3 protein-coding genes are annotated in these 3,191 nt (G+C 73.5%); all 3 read left to right on the top strand.

What is annotated here, in order from left to right; translation table 11 throughout:
- Nucleotides 1–99 precede the first annotated feature (99 nt).
- The 3 genes from ACFQ8Y_RS17715 to tyrS all read left to right on the top strand — a co-directional run bounded on the left by ACFQ8Y_RS17715 (nucleotide 100) and on the right by tyrS (nucleotide 2,714).
- Nucleotides 100–708, top strand: coding sequence for a uridine kinase (locus tag ACFQ8Y_RS17715; RefSeq protein WP_430586297.1), 609 nt, complete (start codon nucleotides 100–102; stop codon nucleotides 706–708).
- A complete protein-coding gene (locus ACFQ8Y_RS17720; RefSeq protein ID WP_430586298.1) occupies nucleotides 687–1,391 on the top strand; it encodes a DNA-3-methyladenine glycosylase in 705 nt (234 codons plus the stop codon). The genes ACFQ8Y_RS17715 and ACFQ8Y_RS17720 overlap by 22 nt, the downstream gene beginning before the upstream one ends.
- Before the next feature lie 63 nt (nucleotides 1,392–1,454).
- Nucleotides 1,455–2,714: a tyrosine--tRNA ligase gene (gene tyrS, locus ACFQ8Y_RS17725; protein ID WP_430586299.1), complete on the top strand. Its 1,260-nt coding sequence runs from the start codon at nucleotides 1,455–1,457 to the stop codon at nucleotides 2,712–2,714.
- Nucleotides 2,715–3,191: the final 477 nt, after the last annotated feature.

Consider the following 3,191-nt stretch of genomic DNA (forward strand, 5'->3'; position numbering starts at 1 on the left):
GCCCTCTCCGGAGGGCGCGGCCGACGTCGTCCGCGGTGCGGGTCGTCCGGCAGGGAGAATGTCCGACGTGACGACGACCGACCTCGAGGAGGGACAGGCGTGACGGTGCCCGACGACGTCCTGGGGCGACTGGTGTCGCGCGTGCGCGCGACGCCGCCGAGGCTGCCCGCCCGGGGAGCGGACCGGCCGGAGGAGGGGACTCGGCTCGTGGTCGTGGACGGCCCGGCGGGCTCGGGCAAGTCGTCGTTGGCCGCGCAGCTCGCACGGGTTCTGCCCGCGCAGGTGGTCCACATGGACGACCTCTACGACGGCTGGTCCGGGCTGGCCGCCGGCGTCGAGCGGCTGCACGAGCAGGTCCTCGGCCCGCTCGCCGCGGGCGAGGACGGCCGCTACCAGCGCTACGACTGGGAGAGCGGCGGGTACGCCGAGTGGCACGACGTCCCGCGCGCGCCGTACCTCGTCGTAGAGGGCTGCGGGGCCGGGGACCCGAGGGTCGACGACGTCGCGGCCCTGCTCGTGTGGGTCGAGACCGACGACGCGCTGCGGCTCACGCGCGGCCTCGCGCGCGACGGCGAGGAGGCGCGGGGGCACTGGAAGGCGTGGATGGCGGCGGAGAGCGCGCTCTACGCGGCGCACCGGACCGCGCGCCGCGCCGACGTGCGCCTGGACGGTTGGGGTCAGGTCACGTGGCCGACGCACGGGATCTGACGGTGCGGGGCGGCGAGCGGGACGCCGTCGTGCCGCCGCGCGAGTGGTTCGCGCGGGACGTCCGGCTCGTCGCGCGGGACCTGCTCGGCGCGCTGCTCACCCGCCGCACGCCCGACGGCGCCGTCACCCTGCGGATCACCGAGGTGGAGGCGTACGCGGGCACGGCCGACCCGGGGTCGCACGCGTTCCGGGGTGAGACGGCGCGCAACCGCACGATGTTCGGCGAGCCCGGACACGTCTACGTGTACCGGCACCTGGGGCTGCACCACTGCATGAACGTCGTGTGCAGCCCGCCGGGCGAGGCGTCGGCGGTGCTGCTGCGGGCGGGCGAGGTGGTCGGGGGAGCGGACCTCGCCCGCGAGCGGCGCGCGGCGGCGGGCGTGACGCGGTCCGACGTCGACCTGGCGCGCGGCCCGGCGCGGCTCACGGTCGCCCTGGCGATCGACCGGGACGACGACGGCGCGGACGTCACGGACCCGGACGGCGACCTGGTGCTGCGGGTGCCCGACCGTGCCGCCGACCGTGCCGCCGACCGTGCCGCCGATGAGGTCGCGACGGGTCCCCGCGTCGGCGTGAGCGGCGAGGGAGGCCGGGCGGACCGGTTCCCGTGGCGGGTGTGGCTGGCGGGTGACCCGACGGTCTCGCCGTACCGGGCCGCGGAATCCCGGCGCCGACGGCGGTAGGCGTCGGGCACACTAGGAGGGCGGCCCGACCGGGTCGCGATCCCTTTCCCCGAGGAGCACACGGTGACCGACGTTCTCGACGAGCTGCACTGGCGAGGCCTGGTGGCGCAGTCCACCGACGAGGCCGCGCTGCGTTCTGCGCTGGCCGAGGGACCCGTCACCTATTACGCGGGCTTCGACCCGACGGCGCAGAGCCTGCACGTCGGGCACATGGTCCAGCTGCTGAACATGCGTCGGCTCCAGCTCGCCGGGCACCGTCCTCTTGCGCTGGTCGGCGGGGCCACGGGGCTGATCGGCGACCCGCGCCCGACCACGGAGCGTTCGATGCAGTCGCGCGACGTCGTCGCCGGCTGGGTGGACCGCATCCGCGCGCAGATCGAGCCGTTCCTGGACTTCGAGGGGCCGGCGGCCGCGCGCATGGTCAACAACCTCGACTGGACCGGCGCCATGTCGGCGATCGACTTCCTGCGCGACGTGGGCAAGCACTTCCGGGTGGGCACGATGCTCGGCAAGGACATCGTGGCCCGGCGCCTGCGGTCGGACGAGGGCATCAGCTACACCGAGTTCAGCTACCAGGTGCTGCAGGGCATGGACTTCCGGGAGCTGTACGAGCGCCACGGGTGCACGCTGCAGCTCGGCGGCAACGACCAGTGGGGCAACCTGCTGTCCGGGGTCGAGCTGATCCGCAAGACGGACGGCGCGGCCGTGCACGCCCTGACGTCGCCCCTCATCACCAAGGCCGACGGCACCAAGATGGGCAAGTCGGAGGGCGGGGCGGTCTGGCTCGACCCGGAGCTCACGAGCCCGTACGCCTTCTACCAGTTCTGGGTGAACACCGCGGACGCGGACGTCGTGAAGTACCTCAAGGTCTTCACCTTCCGGTCGCGGGAGGAGATCGAGGCGCTCGAGGGCGAGGTGGCGGAGCGCCCCTTCGCCCGCGAGGCGCAGCGGGCGCTCGCCGGCGACCTGACCACCCTGGTGCACGGTCAGGCGGCGACCGACGCCGTCATCACGGCGAGCCAGGCCCTCTTCGGGCGCGGCGAGCTGCAGGGACTGGACGCGGGGACGCTCGGCGCCGCCGTCGCGGAGCTCCCGCGAACGACGGCGAAGGCGGGAGACCTCGTCGTCGACGCCTTCGTGGGCTCGGGCCTGGTCGCGTCGAAGGCCGCCGCGCGCCGCGCGATCGGCGAGGGCGGGGCCTACGTGAACAACACCAAGGTGGAGTCCGAGGACGCGGCCCTGCGCACCGAGGACCTGCTGCACGGCCGCTACGCCGTCCTTCGTCGCGGCAAGCGGACCCTCGCGGTGGCCGTCGCGGAGTGATGCCCCGCGTGCTGTCGTCCGCGTGATGTCGAGGGCCCCGGGGGAGCGCGAGCTCCCCCGGGGCCCTCGCCGCACGTCGAGCGCGGCCCGCACGGCGTCGACGGCCGCACCAGATCGTGCGACGTCCCGGTATTCCTGCAGGTCAGAGCGCGATTTGGCGCCCCGGCCGGAGTGTGTGTAATGTTCTGGTCGTTCGCCCGACAGGGAGAACGGACACCGAGGAGACAGTCGCGAGGCTGGGTACCGGTGGCCGGCCCGGGGCGGACACCCGAATCCTTCTTCACGAGGTCGACTAGTGCGCCCTCGTTCGGGACCGGGACGTTCGAACCGACACGCCGGGCCAACGGCCGGGAGTTGACGGGGAAGAACGAACCGAGTAAGGTTGAGGGGTTGCCCCGGCGGGGTCGGAACGGTTGGTTCTGGTTCTGCGGTGTGCGTCGGTTGTTTGAGAACTCAACAGTGTGTTTGATAGTCAAT

The organism is Isoptericola sp. NPDC056605 (genome assembly GCF_042792795.1).
Lineage (GTDB): Bacteria > Actinomycetota > Actinomycetes > Actinomycetales > Cellulomonadaceae > Isoptericola.